General features: G+C 68.8%; 21 protein-coding genes. 15 read left to right on the top strand and 6 right to left on the bottom strand.

The genetic code is table 11. From position 1 onward, the window contains the following. Nucleotides 1–8: 8 nt before the first annotated feature. A complete protein-coding gene (locus tag OIM94_RS05130; RefSeq protein ID WP_264609024.1) occupies nucleotides 9–755 on the bottom strand; it encodes a replication protein A in 747 nt (248 codons plus the stop codon). Between the two features lie 574 nt (nucleotides 756–1,329). Between OIM94_RS05130 and OIM94_RS05125 the strand changes: the two genes are divergently transcribed. From OIM94_RS05125 to trxB, 3 genes are all read left to right on the top strand, one after another. Further along, on the top strand, nucleotides 1,330–2,595 hold the full coding sequence (locus OIM94_RS05125; protein WP_264609023.1) for an HD-GYP domain-containing protein: 1,266 nt from the start codon (nucleotides 1,330–1,332) through the stop codon (nucleotides 2,593–2,595). An 83-nt stretch (nucleotides 2,596–2,678) separates the two neighbouring features. Next, the gene (locus OIM94_RS05120; protein WP_264609022.1) at nucleotides 2,679–2,816 is read left to right on the top strand and encodes a hypothetical protein; all 138 of its coding nucleotides are present in this window, start codon (nucleotides 2,679–2,681) and stop codon (nucleotides 2,814–2,816) included. Between the two features lie 139 nt (nucleotides 2,817–2,955). Continuing rightward, nucleotides 2,956–3,927, top strand: coding sequence for a thioredoxin-disulfide reductase (trxB, locus tag OIM94_RS05115; protein ID WP_264609021.1), 972 nt, complete (start codon nucleotides 2,956–2,958; stop codon nucleotides 3,925–3,927). A gap of 7 nt (nucleotides 3,928–3,934) precedes the next feature. Here trxB and OIM94_RS05110 read toward each other — a convergent pair whose 3' ends face one another. Genes OIM94_RS05110 through OIM94_RS05100 form a run of 3 tightly spaced genes read right to left on the bottom strand, consistent with a single transcriptional unit; the run spans nucleotide 3,935 to nucleotide 5,564 of the window. Next, nucleotides 3,935–4,684 carry a serine aminopeptidase domain-containing protein gene (locus tag OIM94_RS05110; protein WP_264609020.1) on the bottom strand — a complete coding sequence of 250 codons (750 nt, stop codon included), beginning with the start codon at nucleotides 4,682–4,684 and terminating at the stop codon, nucleotides 3,935–3,937. Beyond that, the gene (locus OIM94_RS05105) at nucleotides 4,672–5,310 is read right to left on the bottom strand and encodes a hypothetical protein (protein ID WP_264609019.1); all 639 of its coding nucleotides are present in this window, start codon (nucleotides 5,308–5,310) and stop codon (nucleotides 4,672–4,674) included. The genes OIM94_RS05110 and OIM94_RS05105 overlap by 13 nt, the downstream gene beginning before the upstream one ends. Then, complete coding sequence (locus OIM94_RS05100) at nucleotides 5,307–5,564, bottom strand: acyl carrier protein (protein WP_010542989.1); 258 nt, start codon at nucleotides 5,562–5,564, stop codon at nucleotides 5,307–5,309. The genes OIM94_RS05105 and OIM94_RS05100 overlap by 4 nt, the downstream gene beginning before the upstream one ends. 90 nt (nucleotides 5,565–5,654) lie before the next feature. Between OIM94_RS05100 and OIM94_RS05095 the strand changes: the two genes are divergently transcribed. The 11 genes from OIM94_RS05095 to OIM94_RS05045 all read left to right on the top strand — a co-directional run bounded on the left by OIM94_RS05095 (nucleotide 5,655) and on the right by OIM94_RS05045 (nucleotide 19,242). Continuing rightward, nucleotides 5,655–7,142 (top strand): acyl-CoA ligase (AMP-forming), exosortase A system-associated, encoded by a 1,488-nt coding sequence (locus tag OIM94_RS05095; RefSeq protein ID WP_264609018.1) that lies wholly within the window; start codon nucleotides 5,655–5,657, stop codon nucleotides 7,140–7,142. Next, on the top strand, nucleotides 7,139–8,350 hold the full coding sequence (locus OIM94_RS05090) for a pyridoxal-dependent decarboxylase, exosortase A system-associated (protein ID WP_264609017.1): 1,212 nt from the start codon (nucleotides 7,139–7,141) through the stop codon (nucleotides 8,348–8,350). The genes OIM94_RS05095 and OIM94_RS05090 overlap by 4 nt, the downstream gene beginning before the upstream one ends. A gap of 92 nt (nucleotides 8,351–8,442) precedes the next feature. Further along, nucleotides 8,443–9,084, top strand: a complete 642-nt coding sequence (locus OIM94_RS05085; RefSeq protein ID WP_264609016.1) for an XrtA/PEP-CTERM system exopolysaccharide export protein — start codon at nucleotides 8,443–8,445, stop codon at nucleotides 9,082–9,084. Further along, on the top strand, nucleotides 9,084–10,604 hold the full coding sequence (locus OIM94_RS05080; RefSeq protein WP_264609015.1) for an XrtA system polysaccharide chain length determinant: 1,521 nt from the start codon (nucleotides 9,084–9,086) through the stop codon (nucleotides 10,602–10,604). Before OIM94_RS05085 ends, OIM94_RS05080 begins: the two co-directional genes overlap by 1 nt. A 3-nt stretch (nucleotides 10,605–10,607) precedes the next feature. Continuing rightward, on the top strand, nucleotides 10,608–11,468 hold the full coding sequence (locus OIM94_RS05075; RefSeq protein ID WP_264609014.1) for an AAA family ATPase: 861 nt from the start codon (nucleotides 10,608–10,610) through the stop codon (nucleotides 11,466–11,468). Next, nucleotides 11,465–13,054: a hypothetical protein gene (locus OIM94_RS05070; protein WP_264609013.1), complete on the top strand. Its 1,590-nt coding sequence runs from the start codon at nucleotides 11,465–11,467 to the stop codon at nucleotides 13,052–13,054. The genes OIM94_RS05075 and OIM94_RS05070 overlap by 4 nt, the downstream gene beginning before the upstream one ends. Nucleotides 13,055–13,090: 36 nt before the next feature. After that, nucleotides 13,091–14,155 (top strand): AAA family ATPase, encoded by a 1,065-nt coding sequence (locus tag OIM94_RS05065; protein WP_264609012.1) that lies wholly within the window; start codon nucleotides 13,091–13,093, stop codon nucleotides 14,153–14,155. A 3-nt stretch (nucleotides 14,156–14,158) separates the two neighbouring features. Further along, nucleotides 14,159–15,004, top strand: a complete 846-nt coding sequence (locus OIM94_RS05060; protein ID WP_264609011.1) for an XrtA system polysaccharide deacetylase — start codon at nucleotides 14,159–14,161, stop codon at nucleotides 15,002–15,004. After that, a complete protein-coding gene (locus tag OIM94_RS05055) occupies nucleotides 15,001–16,053 on the top strand; it encodes a FemAB family XrtA/PEP-CTERM system-associated protein (protein ID WP_264609010.1) in 1,053 nt (350 codons plus the stop codon). The genes OIM94_RS05060 and OIM94_RS05055 overlap by 4 nt, the downstream gene beginning before the upstream one ends. Further along, nucleotides 16,053–17,237, top strand: a complete 1,185-nt coding sequence (locus tag OIM94_RS05050) for a TIGR03087 family PEP-CTERM/XrtA system glycosyltransferase (protein ID WP_264609009.1) — start codon at nucleotides 16,053–16,055, stop codon at nucleotides 17,235–17,237. Before OIM94_RS05055 ends, OIM94_RS05050 begins: the two co-directional genes overlap by 1 nt. Before the next feature lie 112 nt (nucleotides 17,238–17,349). After that, nucleotides 17,350–19,242 carry an XrtA/PEP-CTERM system amidotransferase gene (locus OIM94_RS05045; protein WP_264609008.1) on the top strand — a complete coding sequence of 631 codons (1,893 nt, stop codon included), beginning with the start codon at nucleotides 17,350–17,352 and terminating at the stop codon, nucleotides 19,240–19,242. Nucleotide 19,243: 1 nt separating this feature from the next. Here the strand turns inward: OIM94_RS05045 and OIM94_RS05040 are convergent, their stop codons facing one another. Continuing rightward, complete coding sequence (locus OIM94_RS05040; protein ID WP_264609007.1) at nucleotides 19,244–20,047, bottom strand: fructosamine kinase family protein; 804 nt, start codon at nucleotides 20,045–20,047, stop codon at nucleotides 19,244–19,246. A 14-nt stretch (nucleotides 20,048–20,061) separates the two neighbouring features. After that, the gene (locus OIM94_RS05035) at nucleotides 20,062–20,340 is read right to left on the bottom strand and encodes a metal/formaldehyde-sensitive transcriptional repressor (protein ID WP_264609006.1); all 279 of its coding nucleotides are present in this window, start codon (nucleotides 20,338–20,340) and stop codon (nucleotides 20,062–20,064) included. A 97-nt stretch (nucleotides 20,341–20,437) separates the two neighbouring features. On the opposite strand from OIM94_RS05035, the gene OIM94_RS05030 reads away from it, so the two are divergent. Further along, the gene (locus tag OIM94_RS05030; protein ID WP_264609005.1) at nucleotides 20,438–21,763 is read left to right on the top strand and encodes a carbohydrate porin; all 1,326 of its coding nucleotides are present in this window, start codon (nucleotides 20,438–20,440) and stop codon (nucleotides 21,761–21,763) included. Nucleotides 21,764–21,769: the final 6 nt, after the last annotated feature.

Genomic DNA, 21,769 nt, shown 5'->3' with positions numbered 1-21,769 from the left:
TTTCCTATTTATCCTTTGGCTCCGGGATTCTCGCCCCCTAGGAAATTCGCGTTGTCGACAGCGCGCGCCAGGTTGCGCAGGGCGTCGCCCAGTTCGCCGGCCACGTCGATCGAGGCGTCGAATGCTTCCACCGCGGTAACGCTGGCGAGCATCGTGGCGGTGTCGGCCGCATGGTCTTCCCTTCGCCACAGGGCATCTTCGGGGGGCGGAGCGTTGCCTAGGATCTGACGAACCATCTTCGCCACGCGCTCGGGCAACCGGAAGCCGTAAGCATTCGAGATTTGGCGTACCTGGGGACCGTACTCGCCCTCGTTGTCGGTGCGCTCGGTGCGGCGAATCCATTCGAGAAAACCGGCGGCAGCCAGACGCTTCAGCGCCGCGTGGACTGCCTTGTAGGACCGCTTGATGTTCGTCGCGATCGTGGCGACGGCGGGATCTAAGCGGCCGGTACGATAGTCGACCAGGCGGAAGAGCTCCTCGAGCACCTCCAGCCCGATGTGGCCGAGCGCGCCATTCCGTTTGCCGGCCTCCATACTCTCGCGCTCGAAACGACGCGCAGCGCGCATCACAGCGCCGATCCAGCGCCGGGCGTTGCGACATTTCCCGTCGGCGATCGGACGCCAGAGACGGCTCTCTCGATCGCCAGCTGCGTAGCTGTTGCGCCGAACCGGCTGGCCGGTGCGTTTGCCTTGTTTCGGAGCGCCTGACGCGGCGAGGAGGGGCGCTGCGATGCTGCCGATGGAGCGCGCCGTCATGCGACCGCTCCGGTTGGAAAAGCGCCGCTAAGTATCTGAAACAACAAAGGTGAAAATCCCGAGGTCGGGAAATTTCTGCGGGTTAATCAGCTGTTTACTGGGGAATCATAATCCGCGTGTGGGGGGTTCAAGTCCCTCCTCCGCTACCATCCCGAAGCTTCTGATTTAGCGGGCGGCTGTTACCCCGTGCAGCGGCCTGGCATAATCCGGGCGGATCCCAGATCCTGTCATCGTTGCGGTGCGATTGCGTTGGCCCCAGTCCACGCTTCGCCGTCCGGCGGATCCGGCGGCCTTCAAGACCATGACGATGGCAAGCCGGTACGCACCGGGAGTCGTGACGTGGGCTCCGATGGGTATCAGCACGCGCGCCATGCCTGTGTCGGTTGCGAGGGTAGCAGGCCTCCTCCCGCGGTCCACGCCATCCTACGTTAGGACAAGGCTAACGTTCTTCCCCCATGATCCTTTAGACTATCTTCCCCTATGTGAAGGTGGTTGGCGGGTGTCTATGGGGTTGCCCGGCCTGGAAGGGGTTGGTTTGGCGTCATGCATCGGGTGATCGGGAGGTGAGGGCGCGATGCGGTCGTTGAAGACCGTTCCCTCGGGGGATGTCCGCCTGGGAATGTTCATTCATGGCTTCGAAGGCTCCTGGTGGGAGCACCCCTTCTGGCGATCGCGCTTTCTGCTCACCGATCTTCAGGATCTGCACAAGCTGCGGCAGTTCCGCGGCGGCGTGATCATCGATGTGGCCAAGTCCGCGCACGGATCCGATCCGCTCCCGGATGAGACCGGCTCGCCGGAACGCGAGCGCATCACGGACGTCGGCGCGCCGTCGTCCGCGCGTACCGCTCCCACGCAGCGCGCGCCAGCGCCGCACGGCCCCGCCGAACTTCAGGCCCGGCAGGCGCAGGCCGCCAAGCTGGTCGCCGGTGCGCTGGATACGGTGCGCGGCACCTTCGACGATGTGCGGCTTGGCCGTGCGGTGTCGCAGGAGAAGATCACCGCGCTGGTCAGCGACATCTCGGCCGAGCTCGACAGCAACGCCCCCGCGCTGCTCCGCGTGCTCCAGCTCAAGAGCAAGCACCAATACACCTATCTCCACTCGGTCGCGGTCTGCACATTGATGGTCAATCTCGCGCGCCATCTCGGCCTGGATGCGGAGCGGGTGCGCGAACTGGGGCTGGCCGGTCTGCTGCACGATGTGGGCAAGGTGGCGATTCCCGATGCGGTGCTCGACAAGCCCGGGCGGCTCTCGCCCGAGGAGCTCGCGTTGGTCCGCACCCATCCCGACGAAGGCGCGGCGCTGCTGCGCGAGGATCCTGCGATCCCGGAATTGGCCATCGAGGTATGTCTTCATCATCATGAGCGGTGGGACGGCACCGGCTATCCGCATCAGCTAGGCGGGGAGGAGATCAGCCTGCCGGCGCGCATGGGGGCGATCTGTGACGTATACGATGCGCTGACGTCGCACCGGGCCTATAAGCGCGCCTGGGCCCCGGCACGGGCGCTCGCGGAGATGTGGCGCTGGGAGGGCCATTTCGACCAGGCCCTGCTGTTCCAGTTCATGCAGAGCATCCAGCTCTATCCCCCGGGAATGGTGGTGCGACTGGCGTCTGATCGCCTGGCGGTCGTGCTGGACAATGGCAAGCGGGCGTCGCGTACGCGCCTCCTTCTCTTCTACGACCAGTCCTCGGCGCGAACGCTGGAACCCAGCGTTCTGGTGCTCGATGGCGGGGACGCAGAGGATGCCGTGATCGGCTTCGTGCCGCAGGACGCGCTGCCTGCGCCTGCGCCGGCGCCCGACCTGCCGCTACCGTCGGTGACTGCCGACCCGGTGTCATAAATTAGGCATATTCCCTGAACGGAACACCGGCCAAAATCCTCTATAACGAAGGCAGGAAGAGGATGTTGAACGGAGTTGCGTAGATGCGTACCCTGCAAGACTTGCCGCCAGAGATGGTCGAAGGCCGGGGCGTCGATCCGGCCGCATCGCGGAGCCTGCTGCTGATGGCGATGGGCAGCGTGCTGTTCTGGGCCAGCGTGGCGGTGTGGATCCTGCGCTGATCGCGCCAAACCTCGCCTTGGTGCCGTGACAGCTTTTCCGTTCCGGCACGGCGTTGCAGATACGGCCCGCGACGCCATGTTGCTTCCGACGATGCCCTGTCTCTAGAAGCGGCATCGAAGATTCGTCGGAAAGCAGAGCATGACCGCCACCCATTCTACCCGCATGTTGATCCTCGGCTCGGGCCCCGCCGGCCTTTCGGCCGCCATTTACGGCGCGCGCGCGGGCCTCGCCCCCATCGTCGTACAGGGCATCCAGCCCGGTGGTCAGCTGATGACCACCACCGATGTCGAAAACTATCCCGGCTTCCGCGAAGTGATCCAGGGCCCGTGGCTGATGCAGGAGATGCAGGCCCAGGCCGAGCATGTCGGCGCGCAGATGATGTGGGACACCATCGTCGAGGTCGATGTCACCCAGCGTCCGTTCCGCATGGTCGGCGACAGCGGCACCGTCTATACCGGCGACACGCTGGTGATCGCCACCGGCGCGCAGGCGCGCTGGCTCGGCCTCGATTCCGAAGAGCTGCTCAAGGGCAAGGGCGTCAGCGCCTGCGCGACGTGTGACGGCTTCTTCTTCCGCGGCAAGAAGGTGGCGGTGATCGGCGGCGGCAATACCGCGGTCGAGGAAGCACTATACCTTACCAATCACAGCCATGACGTGACGCTGATCCACCGCCGCGATACGCTCCGCGCCGAGAAGATTTTGCAGCAGCGCCTGTTCGCCAACGAGCGGATCAACGTCCTCTGGAACAAGGAAGTCGCGCGGTTCATCGGCGGCGGCCAGCCCGAGGGCCTGGTCGGCATCGAGCTCAAGGACACGGTGACTGGCGAGCTTTCCACGCTGGAGGTCGATGGCGGCTTCGTCGCGATCGGCCACCACCCGGCGACCGAGCTGTTCCGCGGCCATATCGCGCTCGACGGTGATGGCTATATCCAGGTCGAGAAGGGCACGACCAACACCAGCGTGCCGGGCGTGTTCGCCTGCGGCGACGTGATGGACAAGCACTATCGCCAGGCGATCACCGCTGCGGGCACCGGCTGCATGGCCGCGCTGGATGCCGAGCGCTTCCTCGCGGCGGCGGACTTCGAAACCGTGGCTGAGGCTGCCGAATAAGGGACGTTCAGGGCGCTCGCTGTTCGGCGAGCGCCTCGATCACGCGTTCGTAGAGCCAGGCCTTGTCGGCCGTGCCGGCGAAGACGTGGCTGGCGGTGTCGAACTGCTTGCGGCGGATCCGCGTGCCGGCTGCGGCAAAGGCCGGCCGGTGCAGCACATCGGCGAAGGCGGCCGCCGTCTCGTCGCGGGTTGCGAGCAGCAGCGTGATCGGAATCTCCGCCTCGGTGAGGGCCGTGGCCATGGCGCCGGCGATGCTCGGCGGTCCGTCCGGGCGGCGCCCGCCGACCCGGCCCAGCATCTGCCGCATCCACCCGCGAGCGGGCTGCGCCTCCGGCTCGGCATCGTCGGGCCCTGCCAGCGCACCGACGATCGCCGGATTGGCGAGCAGCAGCGCATCGATTCGCGCCTCACGATGGAACAGCGCGAGCGCCGAGGCGGCATCGCCGTTGCCGAACGCCACCAGACGACGCAGTTGCGCCTCGCGCCGAAAGGTCTTGGCGGCGGTTGCGATGTCCGGGCCGCTATCGAGGAAGCCGCAATTGACGCCAGCGGAGTCGCCCACGCCGCGGCGGTCGAAGCGCAGCACCGGATAGCCCGCGGCGGCGATCCGGTGAGCCAGTTGCGCCATGCTGCGATGCGGCCCGCTGCGGATCTCGTTGGCCTCGGAGACGATCATCAGGCCGGTCTCGCCCGACGCGCTGTCCAGCGTGCCGATCAGCAGGTCACCCAGGCACGGGAAGCTGATCAGGCTTCGCACGCATGGATCCAGGCGGAGAGATCGTCGGCCAGCAGCGCGGCAAGCGTGAGGTCGTTCTCCGGCGTGGGCTCCCGCCACAGGGCGCGGCCGGGTACGCGGTGGTCGGCCGGACGGGTGTCGCCTTCAAGCCGCAGCGTCCGCGCGGGCTCGATATGGCAGTCGGGCAGTTCCTCGAGGAAGCTGTCGGGCAGGCGATGCCCGCCATAGCCGGGCGAATCGCCGTGCCGATGCAGGCGCCGCAGCGCGTTCAGCAACTCCTCGCCCGTCTGGGGCGCGAAATGCCAGCGGCGGCGGAGTGCGACGCTCCCGTCGAGCAGTGCGCCGCTGCGGATCGCCATCGAATAGGCGCGGCCGCCGGCGGTGCGGGCAGCGGCGGCAAGGGCCGCACGCAGATCGGAAAGCACGATGCGCTCGCTGGGGATCAGGCTTTCGCCGGTGCCGGGAAGTTCGGGGAGCACGCCTGCGATGCCGCGCTCCGCAAGCCCGCGCAGGATCGCCACCGCAAAGGCACGCATGCGGTTCGCTTCCTCGAACAGGGGGAGCGCCACGACGACGACCGGACCGCTGCCGGGCCCGAAGCGGAGCATCGCTTCCCGGCCGCCAGCCCAGTCATAGGGTTCGATCACCCCAGCGCCTTCTGCGCGGCGAACCGGGTGAGCGTGCCGAAGCTCTCCAGCATCTCGCCGTCCACCTCGTCATCCTCGATCAGGATGCCCAGGCGGTCCTCGATCTCTGTCAGCACGCCTGCCACTGCGAGCGAGTCCAGTTCGGGCAGGGCGCCGAACAGCGGGGTGTCGGCATCGAAGGCGGCGACGCGATCGTCGCTCAATCCCAGCACGTCGCGCAGCACGCCGCGCACGGTGGTTTCGATGTCGAGCATGGCTTCAGGCCGCAATGAGGATCCCCTGCAGTGAACTTTTGCGCTTCCGTAAGGCTTGGCGGCGGCGCTGCCAAGACTATGGGTGGTGGCATGATCGCGCTGGATCCCACTCCACATCTTATAGACGGGCTGTCGCGGCGCGGCGCGCCGGATAGTGTTGCGGTGCACGACAGGGCCGGCACGCTGACCTTCGCTGCGCTGGAAACGGCGGTCGGCGGCATGGCCCATGCGCTCGCGGCCCACGGTCTCGCCGCCGGGGAGCGGGTGGCCAGCTGGCTGCCCAAGACGCGTGCCGCCTGCCTGTTGCCGCTCGCTGGGCCGCGTGCCGGGCTGGTGCATGTGCCGATCAACCCGGCGCTCAAGCGCGCGCAGGTCGCGCACATCCTCTCCGACAGCGGCGCCCGGCTGCTGGTGACGCAGCGGGCACGGCTGGCGGCGCTAGCGCCGGGGGATGTCCCGCCGGATTGCCGCGTGGTGACCGAGGAGGAACTGGCCGGCTCAGACCTGCTGCCGCCTGCCCAGGGCGATCCGCAGGCGCTGGCAGCGATCCTCTACACCTCGGGCTCGACGGGACGGCCCAAGGGGGTGATGCTCAGCCACGCCAATCTCTGGCTCGGCGCGATCAGCGTCGCGCATTATCTGAAGATCGTGCCGGAGGACCGGGTGCTCGGTGTGCTGCCGCTGAGCTTCGACTATGGCCAGAACCAGCTTCTCTCCACCTGGGCCGCAGGCGCGACCGTGGTGCCGCTCGATTATCTCACCGCGCGAGACGTGGTGAAAGCGGTGGAGCGCTTCGCGATCACCACGTTGGCCGGCGTGCCGCCGCTCTGGGTGCAGCTGCTCGAAGCGGAATGGCCCGCGGAAACCGCGTCGAAGCTGCGGCGCCTGACCAATTCGGGAGGGGCGCTCACCCGGCCGCTGGTGCAGGGCCTGCGCGCCCGCTTCCCCGGCGCGGATCTCTACCCGATGTACGGTCTTACCGAGGCGTTCCGCTCCACCTATCTCGACCCGGCACTGGTCGAGGCGCACCCTGATTCGATCGGTCGGGCAATCCCCTTCGCCGAGATCCTGGTCGTCGGCGCGGACGGTCAGCGTGCCGCCCAGGGCGAATTGGTCCATGCCGGCCCACTCGTCGCGCAAGGCTATTGGCGGGATCCGGAACGGACGGCGCTGCGCTTCCGCCCGGCGCCTGCCTTTGCCGAGCATCAGGGCCTGGCGGTATGGTCGGGCGATACGGTCGCCGAAGATGCCGACGGCCTGCTGCGCTTCGTGGGGCGCGACGACGAGATGATCAAATCCTCGGGCAATCGGATCAGCCCGACCGAGATCGAGGAAGCGGTGGTGGCCGGCGGCGAAACCAGTGAGGCGGTGGCCTTCGGGATCCCCGATCCGCGGTTGGGCCAGGCGATTCTGGTCGTCGCACGCGGCGACGGCAGCCGGGAGGAGGCATTGCGCGCCCGGCTGCGGCGGGACCTGCCGAGCTTCCAGCAACCGGCGCGCTATGTGTGGCGCGAAAGCCTGCCGCGCAACGCCAATGGCAAGCTCGACCGGTCCGGCCTGAAGACGGAGATAGTATGAACGCGAAGCCCATCGGCCCCATTCCTCCCCACTATGGCGGCCAGGCCGCACTGGAGATTGCAGGCCGGTCAGCCACTGACTGGGCAGGGGCCGGAACGCCGCTCTATCTCTATGATCTGGCTGCCGTGCAGGCGCGGATCGCGCGGTTTCGCGCGGCCATGCCGGCGCAGGTGGCGCTCCATTATGCGATCAAGGCCAACCCCTTTTCGCCATTGATCGCCGCCATCGCGCCCCAGGTGGACGGGATCGACGTCGCCTCGGCGGGCGAGATGGCAAAGGCACTCGCCGTCCTGCCGGCGACGACGATCAGCTTCGCCGGGCCCGGCAAGCGCGACGCGGAGCTGGAGGCGGCGATCCGCGCCGGCGTCACGCTCAATCTCGAGTCCGAAGGCGAGGCCGAGCGCGCGCTGGCGATCGGTGAGCGGACCGGCATTGCCCCGCGCCTCGCCGTACGGGTCAACCCGGACTTCGAGCTGCGCGGATCGGGCATGAAGATGGGCGGGCGGGCTTCGCCCTTCGGGATCGATGCCGCGCGCGTGCCGGTGCTGATCCGGCGGCTGATCGCGGCGGGTGCGGACTGGCGCGGATTTCACATCTATGCGGGGTCGCAGGCGCTGTCGGCCGAGGCGGTGATCGAGACGCAGTCGGCAACCATCGGCCTCGCCGCGCGGCTGGCCGATGCGGCAGGCGCGCGACCACCGCTGGTCAATCTCGGCGGCGGTTTCGGGATTCCCTATTTTCCCGGCGACGCGTCGCTCGACGTGGAAGCGGTGGGCGCGGCGCTGGCGAGCGAGCTCGAACGGCTTGACACCTACTATGCGATCGAACTCGGCCGCTGGCTGGTGGGCGAGGCGGGCATCTATCTGGCGCGCGTGATCGACCGCAAGGAAAGCCAGGGCGAAACCTTTCTGGTGGTCGATGGCGGTCTCAACCATCATCTCGCCGCCACCGGCAATTTCGGCACTGTCGTCCGTCGAAACTACCCCGTGGCGGTTGCGCATCGCATGCACGACGCGGCGGAAGAAGTGGTCACCATCGTGGGACCGCTGTGCACGCCGCTGGACCGGCTGGCCGACCGCGTGGCGCTCCCCCGCGCCGAGGTGGGCGACCTGATCGCGATCTTTGCATCGGGTGCCTATGGCGCCAGCGCCAGCCCGCAGGGGTTCCTCGGCCACCCGCCGGTTCGCGAGCTTCTGGCAGGGAACTGACGCCTAACGCTAAATTTACGCGTCCTGCCCCATAGCGGGCCAACCGGCAGCGGCGTGCGGTACTCCCGCCTGCTGCCGTTTGGAGGCACGGAATGGCGGGTTCAGGACGGTTCAAGGCGGCGGCGACGCTGGCGCTCGCGGCATTGCTATCGGCATGCGGCGGCCAGGGCGCGCGCCCCGAGCTGCCTGCGGCCGGATTTGTCGGTGCCAAGCAGGCGCCCAGCGACGAATATGTGATCGGCCCGCTCGACCAGCTCAGCATCTTCGTCTGGCGCAACCCCGAGCTGACCACCAAGGTACAGGTGCGCCCCGACGGCCGCATCACCACCCCGCTGATCAACGACATGCCGGCGGTGGGCAAAACGCCCGCCATGCTGGCCGACGATCTGAAGCTCGCGCTCAGCGAGTTCATCAAGGATCCGATCGTCTCGGTGATCGTCGAGAATTTCTCGGGCACCTTCGCGCAGCAGGTGCGGGTCGTCGGCGCGACCGAGAAGCCTGCCTCGCTGCCCTATCGGGCCAACATGTCGATTCTTGATGCGATGATCGCGGTGGGCGGGCTCAACGAATTCGCGGCGGGCAACCGTGCCCGGCTGGTGCGCTACGATCCGCAGACCGGCAAGCAGCGCGAATACAAGCTGCGCCTGTCCGACCTGCTGAAGAGTGGTGACACCTCCGCCAATGTCCGGCTCGAGCCGGGCGACGTGATCATCATCCCGCAGAGCATGTTCTGATGGGCGGCCTGTTCGACGAAGTCCGTAGCGCAGTCCACGCCGTGTGGATGCGCCGCATGCTGGCGCTGGCGATCGCCTGGGGGGTGTGCGTGGTGGGCTGGGCGGCGGTGTCGCGCATCCCCGACAGCTACGAATCCAAGGCGCGCGTTCTGGTCGAATTGCGCCAGGTGCTGCCCAGCGACGGCGGCGCCGGGACCGCGGGGCAGCAGCAGGACATCGACCGCATCCGCCAGACGCTGACCAGCGCGGTGAATCTGGAGAAGGTCGTTCGCGGAACCGATCTCGCCCGCACGATCACCAAGCCGTCCGATCTCGGGGCGCGCATCGCCGGGCTGCAAAGGGCGATCAAGCTGACCGCGCAGCAGGACAATCTGTTCGAGATCGCGGTGACCGGCGCCGATCCCGTCATCTGCCGCCAGGTGGTGCAGAAACTGATCGAGCTGTTCCGCGACAACAAGCTGGCGGACAGCCGTGACGAGAGCAGCCAGTCGCTTGCCTTTCTCGACCAGCAGTTGAGCGAGCGGCAACAGGCGCTCCAGGCGGCCGAGGCCAAGCGCGCCGATTTCCAGTCGCGCTTCCTCGGGAGCTTGCCGGGTACCGGCTCGCTGGACGACCGGATCGGCGCTGCCCAGCAGCAGCTGGCGCAGATCGAGAGCGATCTCGCCGCGGCGCAGAGCAGCCTCAATGCCGTCAATGCGCAAATGGCGGGTACGCCTGCCAGCGTGGCGGGGCAGGGCGGCGTCGCGACCGGCGTGAGCCCCGCGCGTGCGCGGCTCGGCGACCTGCAGGCACAGCTGTCCGAGGCGCGGGCCCGCGGCTTCACCGAGGCGCATCCCGACGTGATCGCGCTGCGCCAGCAGATCGCCGGCGCGCAGGCCGCGGTGACGCGCGAGCCGACGGGCGGCGGGGGCGGCGGCAGCTTCGCCAACCCGCTCTATCTCAGCCTGCGCTCGATGCAGGCGGACAAGGCGGCGACCGTTGCGGCGCTCAGCCAGCGGCGTGCGCAGATCCAGGGCGATCTGTCCGCGCTCGGCGCCAAGCTTGGTCAGGCGCCGCAGGTGGCGGCCGAGCAGGGCCAGATCGACCGCGACTATCAGGTGCTGAAAGATCAATATGCCAAGTTGCTTGCCGATCGCGAACAGCTCCGCATCAGCAGCCAGGCGCAGAGCCAGACGGACGCGGTCAAGTTCAGCATCATCGATCCGCCGACCCAGCCGCGCGCGCCCACCTCTCCCAATCGACCGATGCTGCTGACCGCGGTGCTCGTCGCAGGGCTCGGTGCAGGTGTCGCCGCGGTGTTCCTGCTGTCCAAGCTGCGCACGACCTTCGACACGGCGACACGGCTCGAAAAGGCGAGCGGGATGCCGGTGATCGGCTCGATCGGCGAGGTGGTCACCGCAACGCAGGCCGCGCGCCGCCGCCGCCGCCTGCAGCAATTCCTCGGCGGCGCGGCCGGGCTGGGCGCGGCCTATGCGGCCATGCTGCTCGTCGTGATGCTCCACCGCGGCACGGGGGCCTGAGCGATGAACGACCATAGCCCGAAGCGCTTCTACGGTTCGCTCATCCAGCGTGCGATCGCGATGATGCCGGGGCTGCCGGGCGAGGCGGGGGCGCCGGTGCGACAGGCCGAGGCGCCGGTGCAGATCCGCGAGCGCCAACGCGTGCCGATCGATCGCCGCCGCCTGGCTGCGGCGGGCATGCTGGTGCCCGGTGGCCCGATCACCCCGCTGGCGGAGGAATTCCGGATGGTGAAGCGGCAGCTGCTGCTCACCGCGCGGGGAGTCGCCGGTGTCGATGCCGATCGGGCACGAATGATCCTGGTCTGCTCGGCGCAGCCGGACGAGGGCAAGACCTTCTGCGCAATCAATCTCGCGCTTTCGATGGCGGCCGAGAAGGACGTCGAGATTCTCCTGGTCGACGCCGATTTCGCCAAGCCGGACGTATCCAAGCGGCTGGGCATGGGCGAAGGGCCCGGCCTGCTCGATGCGCTCGCGGGCCAGATCGATGTGGAGGCCTGCATCGTCGATACCGACGTGCCGCAGCTGGCGATCCTTCCCGCCGGCGCGCGCAGCGTGAGCGACACCGAATTGCTCGCCAGCGACGGCGCGCGGGCGATGCTCGATCGGCTGGCTGCCGCCAACCCCCGCCGGATCGTGATCTTCGATTCGCCGCCTGCGCTGGCCGCGTCCCCCGCCTCGGTGCTTGCGCTGCATGTCGGGCAGACGATGATGGTGGTGCGCGCCGATAGCACGAGTGAAGAGGATCTGCGCGCGGCGGTGTCTGCGCTGGACGGATGCGAGCATATCCAGCTGGTCCTCAACGCGGTGTCGTTCCAGCCACAAGGCCGTCGGTTCGGCAGCTACTACGCGCAGGGCGGCCGGTGATCCGTGGCGCGATGGTACTGGCTGCCTGCGCCGCTGCGATCACGCCCGCAGCCGCCCAGCGCCATGCGACCATCACCCCCTATATCGAGGTCAGCCAGGTCGCGCTTGCCGAGCTGAACGGCGGCGAGGCGCTGACCTATTCCCAGCTGGGGGCGGGGGTCGACGGGCAGATCCGCACGCGCCGGATGCAGGTGCAGGTGAGCTACCAATATCAGCGTCGCTTCACCGAAAAGGGCAGCCTGCAGGCCGGGGACAGTCATAACGGCCTCGCCCGTGCGCAGGTAACCGCCGCCCGCGGCCTGACGATGGAGGCGGGGGCGATCGCCACCCGCACGCGTACCGACGCGCGCGGCGACGCGCTGACCGCCAATACCGGCACCGCTCGCAACCTCAGCCAGCTCTATTCGGGCTATGCGGGGCCGAAGCTCGACAGCCATATGGGGCCTCTGTTCGTGCAGGGGGCCTATCGCTTCGGCTTTACCCAGATCGACGACGGGACCGCGACGGGCGTGTCCTCGGCGCTGCCCAGCGTCGATCGCTTTTCCCACGCGACCTCGCATGCGGTGAATGCCAGCATCGGCGCCAAGCCCGGCGCAGCGTTGCCGATCGGGCTGAGCCTTACCGGCGGTCTGGTCCGCGAAGCCGCGAGTCAGCTCGACCAGCATTTTGCCAGCAGTTCGGCGCGGGGCGACGTGATCGCGCCGGTCAGCCGCACCGTCGCGCTGGTCGCCGGGGCGGGCCATGAGCGGATCACGGTTCGCCAGCGCGATCCGGTGCTCGACATCCTCAGCGGCAAGCCGGTGCTGGACAGCGCCGGCCGCTACCGCGCGGACCCCGCCTCACCGCTGCGGCTCGCCTATACCTTTGAGGGCCTGTTCTGGGACGGCGGCGTGGTGTGGCGCCCGAGCCGGCGGACCGCGCTGGAGGCACGGATCGGCCGGCGCTACGGCGCAATGCGCTATACCGGAAGCCTCACCCTCCAGCGGGGCGGCGGCAGCGGCATCCAGATCGCGGTCTACGACACGGTGGAGACCTATGGCCAGCAGGTAGGCAGCAGCCTCGCGGCGCTGCCGGTCGGGTTCGTCACCACCGCTGACCCCTTCGGGAACCAGGCGGGGGCATGCATCTACGGGACCAGCGGTGCGGCGGCCGGTGGCTGCGTGGCAGGCGCCTTTTCCTCGGCAGCGACTGCTGCCTATCGCGGGCGGGGGCTTACCGCCAATGCGGTATGGAGCCGCGGCTCCATGCGGTTGGGGATCGGCACCGGCTTCGCCCGCCGCGATTTCCTGACCCCCGTCAGCGGCACGGTCGTCGGCGGCAACTGGGACGAGACCCTCTACACCCAGGCCTTCGCCCAGCTCGCCGCCGGCCGGGACGGCACGATCGGCGCGAACCTTCTGGCCAGCTATTATGATGGCGACATTCCCGGCACCAGCGCCGTGTTCGGCTGGGGTGCGAACGCCGCCTATACCCGCCGCCTGGGCGCGCTGAGCCTGACTGCCACCGCCGGCCTCTATGGTTCGCAACGGTCCGGACCGGACCAGCTCTCGGCGCAGGCGCTGTTCGGGGCGCGGTATGGCTTCTAAGATGGAGGGAGCGCCGCCGCTCCGGAGACGGAAACGATGATGGACGACCATTATGGACTGCGCGGCCGGCCGTTCCAGCTGACCCCCGACCCGCGATTCTGGTTCGATACCGCCACGCACGGCAAGGCGATGGCCTATCTCGGCTATGGCCTCAGCCAGGGCGAGGGCTTCGTCGTGATCACCGGCGATCCCGGCGCGGGCAAGACCACGCTGATGGGGCATTTGCTGGCCGAACTGGACGGGGAGCGGCTGACCGTCGTGAAGATCGTCTCCACCCATTTGCGGGCCGATGATCTTCTGCGGCTGGTGGCGCAGGGGCTGGGGCTGGCCGGCGACGGGTTGACCAAGGCCGCCTTGCTCTCCGCGATCGAGCAGGGCCTGCACGCGACCGCCCGTGCCGGTCGCCGCACCCTGCTGGTGGTCGATGAGGCACAGGCGCTGCCGGGCGAAAGCCTCGACGAGCTGCGCATGCTCTCCAATTTCCAGGCCGGGGGCTATCCGCTGCTGCAGATCTTCCTGCTCGGTCAGCCCGAATTCCGTCTGGTGCTGCAACAGCCCGAATTCGAGCAGCTCCGCCAGCGGGTCATCGCAATGCATCACCTCGCGCCGATGGAGGTGGAGGAAGTCGAATCCTACCTGATGCACCGGCTGCAATGCGTCGGCTGGCAGGGGAGGCCGCGCTTCACCGCCGATGCGCTGGCGGCAATGCATCGCTGGTCCGGCGGCATTCCGCGACGGCTCAACCAGCTGGCCAGCCGGGTCTTGCTGTATGGCGGCGTCGAGCAGATCGAAAATTTCGGCGCGCCGGACATCGCCGCGGTGATCGACGATATCGCGCAGGAAAGCGTGGTGGAGGACCAAAGCGGGCCGGCGCGCATGCCCGAGCCGGTTGAATCCGGCCGGATGGCCGAGCTGCGGGCGGTACCCGCGGTGTCCGCGGAAACCCGCGCGCTGGAACGGCGCGTCTCGGAGCTGGAGGCGCAGGTCGCCTCGCAGTCGGATGCACTGCGCCGTGTGCTGGCGCTGCTCGTCGACTGGGTCGAGAAGGACGACGGACGCAGCGGCATCGATCTTGCCGCGTTCCGCGGCAATGTGGCCTGAACGATGATGGTGCGGAACGGCCTTTCGGTCGATGTCGAGGACTGGTTTCAGGTGGGCGCCTTCGAGACGACCATCGCCAGAAGTGCGTGGGACGGGCTCGAGCGCCGCGTGGAAGCGAACACCGACCGCGTCCTCGACCTGTTCGCCGAGGCCGATGTGCAGGCGACATTTTTCACGCTTGGCTGGGTCGCGGAACGGCATCCGGCGCTGATCCGCCGCATCGCCGAGGCGGGGCACGAGGTGGCAAGTCACGGCTGGGACCATGCCCGCGTGTTCACGCTGACGCCGGACCAGTTCCGCGAGGATCTCGCCCGCGCCCGGGCGGCGCTGGAGGATGCCGGCGGCGTCGCGGTGAACGGCTACCGGGCGCCGAGCTTCTCGATCGATCGCCGCACCCCCTGGGCACACGCCGTTCTGGCGGAGGCGGGCTACGCCTATTCGTCCAGCATCGCGCCGATCGCCCATGATCATTATGGCTGGCCCGACGCGCCGCGTGCCCCGTTCCGGCCGCTTGCCGATGCGGGACTGGTCGAACTGCCGATCACCATCGCCCGGGTGCTGGGGCGTGAAGTGACCGCCGGCGGCGGCTTCTTCCGGCTGTTGCCGAAAGGCGTCACGCACCGTGCGGTACGCGCCGCCAATGCGGGAGGCGATGCGGCGATCTTCTATTTCCACCCCTGGGAAATCGATCCCGGCCAGCCGCGTGTGCGGCGTGCGCCGCTCAAGTCGCGGCTGCGTCACTACGCCCGGCTGGGTGCGATGGCGGGCAAGCTGCGCGCGCTCATCGCCGCGCATGGCTGGGGCCGGGTGGATGCGATTGCCCAATCGGCAGCGGAGCGACTGGCGTGACCCTGGCCATCCGCACCGCTGATCTGTCCGATCTTCGCGAGCAAGCCCGGCTGCGCGCCTGGGTCGACGCCCAGCCGGAAGCTACCCCCTTCCACCTGCCCGAATGGAGCCTGGCAATTGCAAAAGGCTGTCGCCAGTCGGCGCACCTGCTGGTGGCGGAGACGGGCAGTGGCGCGCTTGCCGGAATCTTGCCGCTGACGGCCATTGCGTCGCCGCTGTTCGGCCGTGCGCTGGTATCGGCCGGGTTCGGGGTCGGCGGGGGCATTCTCGCCGATCGCGAGAGTGCCGTGGCGCCGCTCGCTGCGGCCGCCTGGGACCTGGCAGGCCGCCTGCGCTGCGCCAGCGTCGATCTGCGTGGCGGACCATGCCCGGGCGCAGGCTGGCATCGCGACGACAGCACCTATGTCGGCTTCGTTCGGCCGCTCGCCGGCGACGACGAAGCCGAGCTCCTCGCCGTGCCCCGCAAGCAGCGCGCCGAACTGCGCAAGGCGCTTGCCGCCGACCTGACCGTGGATACCGGCAGTGATCGTAGCGCACGACGCGCGCACCGCGCGGTCTATGGGGCGAGCGTCCGCAATCTTGGCACGCCCGTTTTCCCGGCGGCTTTGTTCGCCGCGGTGCTGGAAGCGTTCGGACCCGAAGCGGATATCCTCACCGTTCGCCACCAGGGGACGCCGGTGGCCAGCGTGCTCAGCCTCTACTGGCGCGGCACCGTCTATCCCTATTGGGGCGGCGGAACCGAAGCGGCGCGCGGGCTGCGCGCTAACGACCGGATGTACTTCGCGCTGATGGGCCATGCGCGCGCACGGGGTTGCACACGCTTCGATTTCGGCCGCTCCAAGCTGGGCACCGGAGCGGCGGCGTTCAAGAAAAACTGGGGCTTCACCCCTGAGCCCTTGGTCTATTTTTCGCGTCATGCCGAGGGCGCGGCACCACGCAGTATCAACCCGCTCGACCCCAAATACCGGCTGCAGATCGCGGCGTGGAAGCGGCTGCCGCTCTGGGCGGCGAACCGCATGGGGCCTTGGATCGCGCGGGGGCTCGGCTGATGGGCGAAATCCTGTTCCTCGCGCACCGTATCCCCTATCCGCCGGATCGGGGCGACAAGATCCGCGCCTACCACCTGCTGCGGCACCTGGCGAAGGGGCATCGCGTTCATCTCGTCGCCTTTGCCGACGATGCCGACGACATGCAGCGCAAGGGCGGGCTGGCGCCCTATACGGCCAGCCGCGAGATCTTCTGGCGGTCGCCGCCCAATGCGGTCACCGGGATGCGCGCGGTGCTGCAGCGCCGGCCGGTATCGCTGGCCGCGTTCGCCGATCGAGAGATGCGGCAGGCCGTGAACGCGGTGCTCGACAGCCGGCCGATCGACACGATCTTCCTGTTCTCCAGCCAGATGGCGCAGTATCTGCCGCCTGCGCCGCGCCAGCGGGTGATCATGGACTTTGTCGACATGGATTCGGCGAAGTTCGCCGCCTATGCCGAAGGCGGACGCTGGCCGATGGCCTGGGTCCATCGTCGCGAGGCGGCGCTGCTTCAGGCGCACGAGCACCAGGTCGCTTGCGCGGCGGATGCGAGCCTGTTCGTCAGCGAGGCGGAGGCGGCGTTGTTCCGCGCGCGAACCGGGGCACCCAGGGTGCACGCGATCGAGAACGGGATCGACACCACCTTTTATGACCCTGCACGGCGGTTTCCCGGTGTGGCGGGCGAGGGGCCGCTGGTCGTCTTCACCGGGCAGATGGACTATCGCCCGAACATCGACGCGGTGACCTGGTTTGCCGACGCCGTGTTCCCCCGCATCCGCCTGTCCCACCCGACGGCGCGGTTCGCCATCGTCGGCCGCGCCCCGACTTCGGCGGTGCAGGCGCTGGCGCAGCGGCCCGGCATCCTCGTCACCGGCACGGTGCCCGATGTACGCGACTGGCTCGCCGCCGCAGCGCTCGTGGTCGCGCCGCTCCAGCTGGCGCGCGGTATCCAGAACAAGGTGCTGGAGGGCATGGCGATGGCACGGCCGGTCGTCGCCTCGCCCGCTGCTGCGGAGGGGATCGATCATGCCGGCACGCTGCGCGTCGCCGACGGACCGGGGCCGTTCGGCGATGCGGTGCTGAGCCTGCTGGCCGAGCCGGAGATTGCCGCGGCCCTCGGGCGGGCCGCGCGTGCGCGCGTGGTTGCCCGCTACAGCTGGGACGCGCGACTGGCACCGCTCGACGCACTGTTGGCCGGTTCGGCATGAGGCGGTGCATTGCCGGGCTGGCGCGCGCTGCCCATGCTTGGTACCCGCCCGCCACGATGGCGATCTTGAAGGGGAACAGGGTGAGGATGGGCAAGACCGGGGGCGCGCGCTGATGTGCGGCATCGCCGGCCTGTTCTACCCCGCACTCGCCAAGCCGATCGACCCCGCCCGTATCGTCGCGATGAGCGACGCGCAGGCGCATCGCGGGCCCGACGGTTCAGGCGTGTGGTGCGCAGCGGGCGTGGGGCTCGGCCATCGACGGCTGGCGATCATCGACCTGGAGGGCGGCGTGCAGCCGATGGCGACGCCCGACCAGAGCCTTGCCGTCACCTTCAACGGCGAGATCTACAATTTCCGCGAGGTCCGCGCCGAACTGGAGGCGCTGGGCGCGCACTTCGTGACCGACAGCGATACCGAGGTGCTTCTCCACGGCTGGCGCGCCTGGGGGCCGGACCTGCTTGCCCGGCTGAACGGCATGTTCGCCTTTGCGCTCTACGATGCCGAGCGGCAGAGCCTGTTCCTCGCACGCGACCGTTTCGGGGTTAAGCCGCTGCATTATGCCGAGCTGGCGGACGGCGCGGTTGCCTTCGCCTCCGAACTGAAAGGCCTGCTCGCCCATCCGCTGCTCCGCCGCGCGGCCGATTTCCGCGCGGTCGAGGACTATCTGGGCCTGGGCTATGTGCCTGATGACAGCTGCATCGTCGCCGGCGTGCGGAAGCTGCCGGCGGGGCATTTCCTGCTGCTCCAGCGCGGACGCCCGGTGCCGCAGCCGGTCCGCTGGTGGGATATCGACTTCACGGTGCGCGCCACCGGCAGCATGCGCGAGCTTCAGGCCGAGCTGATCGAGCGGATGCGCACCGCCGTCCGCTCGCGGATGGTCGCCGACGTGCCGCTGGGCGCCTTCCTGTCCGGCGGTGTCGACAGCTCCGCGGTGGTCGCGCTGATGGCCGAGCGCAGCAAGGCGGCGGTCAAGACCTGCACCATCGGCTTCGACGAGGCGGGGCTCGACGAGACCGCGCATGCCGCCAAGGTCGCTGCCCGCTTCGCCACCAGCCACCGCACCCGCACCGTCGGCGCGGAGGATTACGGGCTGATCGACACGCTGGTCGCCGCGTTCGACGAACCTTTCGCCGATGCCTCCGCCCTGCCGACCTATCGGGTGTGCCAGCTGGCGCGGGAGAGCGTGACCGTCGCGCTCTCCGGCGACGGGGCGGACGAAGCGCTCGCCGGGTATCGCCGTCACCGCTTCTTCGCGGGCGAGGAGCGCGTGCGTGAGCTGTTCTCGCCCGCATTGCGGACGCGGATGTTCGGTCGTCTGGGTGCGCTCTATCCCAAAGCCGACTGGGCGCCGCGCCCGCTCCGTGCGAAGACGACGCTGCTCGCGCTCGCCGAGGACGGCGCGGAGGCATATGCCAAGGCTGTCGGCGTCACCACGCCGGCGCTCCGCGAGCAACTGTATAGCCCGATTGCCCGAGCGGCGCTGGACGGCCACCGCGCCGAGATGCGCTATGTCGAAACGATGCGGACGGCACCCGCGCGGGATGCGCTGGATCGCGCGCAATATGCCGATATCCGCCACTGGCTGCCGGGCGACATCCTCACCAAGGTAGATCGCACCAGCATGGCGGTGGGCCTCGAAGCGCGCGAACCACTGCTCGATCATCGGCTGGTCGAGTTCGAGGCGAGCCTGCCGCCGTCGCTGCGGCTTCGCGGCGGCCAAGGCAAATGGCTGATGAAGAAGGCGCTGGAGCCGTGGCTGCCGCGCGAGATCCTCTACCGGCCCAAAATGGGGTTCGTCACGCCGATCAGCGGCTGGTTCCGCAATGCGCTGGCAGAGGAGGCCGCAGCGCTGGCCCGCTCGCCGCTGCTCCTCCAGAGCGGCTGGTTCGAACCGCGGACGATCGCCCGCATCGCCGAGGATCACCGCGCAGGCCGCGGCGAGCATGGCCGCACGCTGTGGCAGCTGGTGATGCTGGAACGCAGCCTGGCGCGGCTGTTCGGCTGAGCTACTCCACCTCCGTCAGTGCGGCTTCCACCGCGCCGGCATAGCTGCTTCCGAACAGCCGCAGATGGACGAGCAGCGGCCAGAGACGGTATATCGGCTGCCGCGCCTGCCACCCCGTCTCCAGCGCCAGCAGGTCGAAGAAGCGCGGCGTTGGTGCATCGAACAGCGTCAGCATCGCCGCGTCGACTTCGCGGTGGCCATGATAGCTGGCCGGATCGATCAGCGCCGTGACCCGGCCGCCGGAAACCAGCACGTTGCCGCCCCAGAGATCGCCGTGGAGGAGGGCCGGGGCGGGGTGCTCGGGGAGCAGATCGGGCAGGCGGTCGGCCAGGCGCTCGAGCCGCCGGGCGAGGGTGGCGGGAAGGTGGGGCAGGTGGCAGCGCAGCCGTCGCTCGGCCCAGAAGGTCGGCCAGCCCTGCGTTGCGCCGTTGGGTATGGCGACGCGGCCGAAGGCATAGTCGGAGGGCCAGCCATAGCCGTGACCGATGCTAGCGTGGAGCGTGTTCAGCGTCTCCGCCAGATGGTCCCAGCTGCCGGCAACGTGCGCGTCGTTCGGCATTTCCTCGATCAGCAGCAGATCGTCGGCGAGCGCCAGCACGGCGGGGGCCGGGGCACCGCTCGCCGCGATCGCCTCCAACATCACAGCCTCTTCCGAAACCAGGGGGCCCTGCTTGGCGATTGCACTGCCGCCATCCGCCAGCCGCAGCCGATGCACGGCCGAGAGATCCCCGCCGGAGAGCGCTGCCGCACCGGAGACGCGGACGCCCAGCAGCGTGGCGGCACGATCGGCGAGGCTGGTCTGCATGGAGGCGGTTCCGCTTACAGGAGGTAGCTGCGCAGGATCGCGACCAGTTCCTCGGCCGCCTGCACCTTGGGATCGTCCGGGGCCGCATCGGGTTCCAGCATGTGCTCGCGGATATGATCCTCGATCACCTCGGCGATGAACCCGTCGAGTGCCCCGCGGCAGGCTGTCGCCTGCTGCAGCACGCGTGCGCACTCGGTATCCGCCTCGACCGCACGCTCGATTGCCTCGACCTGTCCACGCAGCCGTTTCAAGCGGTTGAGCAGCTTCTGCTTCTCACGCGCGACATGGCCCATCCACATTTGCTCCGTTCTTCTTGCGGGATACCCCCCTAGGGTATATTGGCGCCGCCGTCGAGTCGGCGATGGCCGCCGCTCCTCGGGATATGAGTGCATGACCAACGCCTTCCCCAAGGTTGCCGCACACGCGGCGGCGCTGTTCCTCCTGCTGCCGGGCGCAGCGCAGGCGCAGGATACCGGCGACCCGCAGACGATGGCGGTGCACGGCCAGGCGACGCTGGTGGTCCAGGGTGTGGGTGGATTCACCGATCCCTATCGCGGCGCGAACAGCCTGAGCCCCAAACAGGTTCGCGAGACGGTCGATGTGACGCTCTATGTCGGCGTGCGTCCCTGGGCGGGCGGCGAGCTGTGGGCGAATCCGGAGATCGACCAGGGTTTCGGCCTGTCGAACACGCTGGGCGTGGCGGGCTTCCCGAGCGCAGAGGCGTATAAGGTCGGCAAGGACGCGCCCTATCTGCGGCTCCAGCGGGCATTCTTCCGCCAGACGATCGCGTTGGGCGGCGAGAGGAGCGCGGTCGCCCCGGCGATGAACACGCTGGGCGGAACGCAGACGGCGAACCGGCTGGTGCTGACGGCCGGCAAGTTCGGGGTCGGCGACGTCTTCGACACCAACCGCTATGCGCATGACCCGCGCGGCGACTTTCTCAACTGGTCGGCGGTGGATGCCGGCAGCTTCGACTATGCGGCGGATGCCTGGGGCTATGCCACCGGAGTCGCCGCCGAATGGTATCAGGGCGCCTGGACCTGGCGGGCGGGGCTGTTCAACCTCTCCAAGGTTCCCAACGGCGAAGTGCTGGAGCGGGACTTCCGGCAATATCAGGTCGATATGGAGGTCGAGCATCGCCACATGCTCGGCGGCCGGCCCGGTGCGATCCGCCTCACCGCGTTCCGCAATCGCGGGCAGTTCGGGCGGTTCGACGACGCGCTGGCGCTGGGTGCCGCGCAGGGGCAGCCCGCGGACACCGCGCCGGTCCGCCGACGCACCACCCGCATGGGCGCCCACGTGAATGTCGAGCAGGCGGTGACGTCGACGCTGGGGGTGTTCGCGCGCGCAGGCTATGCGGACGGCGCGATCGAGCCCTACGACTTCACCGATATCGATCGTACCGCGCAGCTCGGCCTATCGCTGGGTGGGGCAGGCTGGGGCCGGGCGAACGACCGGATCGGGCTTGTCGGCATCGTCAACGGGATTTCGAACGCGCATCAGCGCTTTCTCGATGCCGGAGGCCTTGGCGTGCTGGTCGGCGACGGCAAGCTGCCGCACCGCGGCAGCGAAGCCATTGCCGAGGCCTATTATGACTGGCAGCCGCGCAAGGGCTTCGACGTGACGCTCGATTATCAGTTCATCGCCAATCCCGGCTACAACCGTGATCGCGGACCGGCCAATGTGCTTGCGCTGCGGCTGCACGGCGGGTTCTGAGCCGGG

This window comes from Sphingomonas sp. R1 (assembly GCF_025960285.1).
Taxonomy (GTDB): domain Bacteria; phylum Pseudomonadota; class Alphaproteobacteria; order Sphingomonadales; family Sphingomonadaceae; genus Sphingomonas.
Note: the sequence above shows the minus strand (reverse complement) of the source record. Positions and strands in the feature narration are given on the sequence as shown.

What these genes read in the sequence shown, in the direction of transcription:
- OIM94_RS05090 (WP_264609017.1), top strand. Translation starts at nt 7,139, where the DNA reads ATGAACGCGAAGCCCATCGGCCCCATTCCTCCCCACTATGGCGGCCAG.
- OIM94_RS05100 (WP_010542989.1), bottom strand. Translation starts at nt 5,564, where the DNA reads ATGCTCGACATCGAAACCACCGTGCGCGGCGTGCTGCGCGACGTGCTG.
- OIM94_RS05125 (WP_264609023.1), top strand. Translation starts at nt 1,330, where the DNA reads ATGCGGTCGTTGAAGACCGTTCCCTCGGGGGATGTCCGCCTGGGAATG.
- OIM94_RS05030 (WP_264609005.1), top strand. Translation starts at nt 20,438, where the DNA reads ATGACCAACGCCTTCCCCAAGGTTGCCGCACACGCGGCGGCGCTGTTC.
- OIM94_RS05075 (WP_264609014.1), top strand. Translation starts at nt 10,608, where the DNA reads ATGAACGACCATAGCCCGAAGCGCTTCTACGGTTCGCTCATCCAGCGT.
- OIM94_RS05080 (WP_264609015.1), top strand. Translation starts at nt 9,084, where the DNA reads ATGGGCGGCCTGTTCGACGAAGTCCGTAGCGCAGTCCACGCCGTGTGG.
- OIM94_RS05045 (WP_264609008.1), top strand. Translation starts at nt 17,350, where the DNA reads ATGTGCGGCATCGCCGGCCTGTTCTACCCCGCACTCGCCAAGCCGATC.
- OIM94_RS05085 (WP_264609016.1), top strand. Translation starts at nt 8,443, where the DNA reads ATGGCGGGTTCAGGACGGTTCAAGGCGGCGGCGACGCTGGCGCTCGCG.
- trxB (WP_264609021.1), top strand. Translation starts at nt 2,956, where the DNA reads ATGACCGCCACCCATTCTACCCGCATGTTGATCCTCGGCTCGGGCCCC.
- OIM94_RS05060 (WP_264609011.1), top strand. Translation starts at nt 14,159, where the DNA reads ATGATGGTGCGGAACGGCCTTTCGGTCGATGTCGAGGACTGGTTTCAG.
- OIM94_RS05065 (WP_264609012.1), top strand. Translation starts at nt 13,091, where the DNA reads ATGATGGACGACCATTATGGACTGCGCGGCCGGCCGTTCCAGCTGACC.
- OIM94_RS05035 (WP_264609006.1), bottom strand. Translation starts at nt 20,340, where the DNA reads ATGGGCCATGTCGCGCGTGAGAAGCAGAAGCTGCTCAACCGCTTGAAA.
- OIM94_RS05050 (WP_264609009.1), top strand. Translation starts at nt 16,053, where the DNA reads ATGGGCGAAATCCTGTTCCTCGCGCACCGTATCCCCTATCCGCCGGAT.
- OIM94_RS05130 (WP_264609024.1), bottom strand. Translation starts at nt 755, where the DNA reads ATGACGGCGCGCTCCATCGGCAGCATCGCAGCGCCCCTCCTCGCCGCG.
- OIM94_RS05095 (WP_264609018.1), top strand. Translation starts at nt 5,655, where the DNA reads ATGATCGCGCTGGATCCCACTCCACATCTTATAGACGGGCTGTCGCGG.
- OIM94_RS05040 (WP_264609007.1), bottom strand. Translation starts at nt 20,047, where the DNA reads ATGCAGACCAGCCTCGCCGATCGTGCCGCCACGCTGCTGGGCGTCCGC.
- OIM94_RS05120 (WP_264609022.1), top strand. Translation starts at nt 2,679, where the DNA reads ATGCGTACCCTGCAAGACTTGCCGCCAGAGATGGTCGAAGGCCGGGGC.